This is a genomic window from Bradyrhizobium sp. WSM4874 (genome assembly GCF_055811835.1).
This window is the reverse complement of record NZ_JBVVPR010000136.1, coordinates 1-1,872: the sequence shown is the minus strand read 5'-3', so window position 1 is coordinate 1,872 and position 1,872 is coordinate 1. Positions and strand designations below refer to the sequence as shown.

At 61.5% G+C, this 1,872-nt stretch carries 1 protein-coding gene; it reads right to left on the bottom strand.

Annotation, left to right across the window (positions count from 1 at the left end):
- A partial coding sequence (locus AC0L3P_RS39630) for an AMP-binding protein (RefSeq protein ID WP_473309417.1) occupies nucleotides 1-1,433 on the bottom strand: 1,433 nt, incomplete at its 3' end.
- Between the last annotated feature and the right edge of the window lie 439 nt (nucleotides 1,434-1,872).

The following is a 1,872-nucleotide window of genomic DNA, read 5'->3' as shown; positions in this document are numbered from 1 at the left end:
GGGCAGCTCCATGTCGTCGCACAGACTGTCCCTTCGGTAGGTCCATAGGCGTTGACAATGGATGCTGCAGGCAGGCGTCGGATGAGTTCAGCCTTCGGCAGCTCTCCAGCAAGAATGAGAGCCTGCGACGCCAAATATTCCACATTCCTGCCTTCCTGAAGCAATGCTGGAGGCAATGTCGCATGGGTGATGGCTTCGCTTCGCAGATAATCCGATAGCTTGTTACCTGCTTGACGGAGCTCATCCGCAGGCAAATGCAATGCGGCTCCTGAGCCCAACGCCATAACCAGCTCCCAGGCGCTGGCATCAAAACCAAAGGAGGCGAACTGCACCACGCGACTGTTTGAACAAACGCCAAAAAGCCTGATCTGAGCCAGCCCCAGATTGACCAGGCTCCGATGCTCGACCATGACGCCCTTGGGGGCGCCGGTTGAGCCGGAGGTGTAGATCACATAGGCCAGATGACGCGCGCTCAGGCCGAGCGCGCGCGGGTCCGGATCGGCGGCCGGCAGCTCCGCCCAGGCCGTGGCCGTCTCCAGATCCAGCACCGTCACACCGGTGAGCCCGTCGCCGCCCAGCGCGGCGCGGCCGGCCGCATCGGCCAGCAGCAGCGGCGGCGCCGCATCCGCAAGCACCTGGCGCAGCCGCGCGCTCGGATAGGCCGGGTCCAGCGGCACATAGGCCCCACCCGCCTTGAGAATCGCCAACAGCCCCACCACCATCATCGGACTGCGCTGCAGGCAGATCGCCACCGGCTGGTCCGGCTTCACCCCAATTGCGATCAGATGATGCGCCAGGCGGTTGGCCCGCGCATTGAGCTCGCCATAGCTCAACCGCTCCTCCGCGCACACCACCGCCACCGCATCCGGCGCACGGCGCACCTGGGCCTCGAACAGCTCATGGATGCACCGGTCCGAAGGATAAGGCGCCGCCGTCCGGTTCAGCGCCTCCAAGAGGTAGGTGCGCTCATCGGACGACAGCAGCCCGATGCACCCAACCGGCTGCTGCGCATCGGCCTTCACAGCACACAACAAATTCTGCAAATGCTGTGTCATACGTTCAATCTGATTGGGCTCCAGGCGACTTGCATCAAAGTGCCATCGGAAGCTCCCATCCAGAGCGCAAACCTCAAACGTTAGCGCCTCACCCGCCAGGGCCGCCTCAGAAATCGGGCACGAAGCTAGATCACCAGCGGCAGATCCGCCATTTACCGTAACCCTAACGCCAACCGGCCAGGACCGGCCCAATCGAAGCGCCTCCACACCGCGCAACGTCGGGCATCGCGCAATAAGATCCCGCGCAAAGGTATCCTGCTCGTTCAGCTGAGCGAATTCGGCCGCGACCACCGTGCGCGCTTCTGCGAAATCATTATCGAGGTCGATGGTAATTGCCATCGGCACGACAGACGCGACAAGCACCTTGAGCGCTTTCACGCCGGCTCGCGAACCATTCGGCGCGGGAGTCCATCCCAATTGAAGCTCTGATTCCGCCGTGATGCGGGCGAGATAGACCAGCCAAGCAGTTAGCAAGAATTCCGCGCGATCACTGGGAGATAGCCCAACCAACTCTTCTAGAATTCGCCACGCACTAGACTGCCATCTGGGTCCAGCCGCAGCTTCTGAAGACGACAGAAAAGGAAGCTGGCATGTTTTGAACTTCTCAAGTCGCCGTCGCCAAAAACTCTCCCGAGGCGCCAACAATTCATGCGCAACCGTTATGCTCCGGGCCTCGTCATCGCTCAGAATCGGGAGGCGGCCGCCTACATCGAAATCAGAACGCCTCGCGAGTGTCCGCGCGTCCAGAGCCTGACCATCTAAACTGCCAAACCAAACATCAACATCTTCTGTGCCTGTCGCGACACGCCAATGGCTA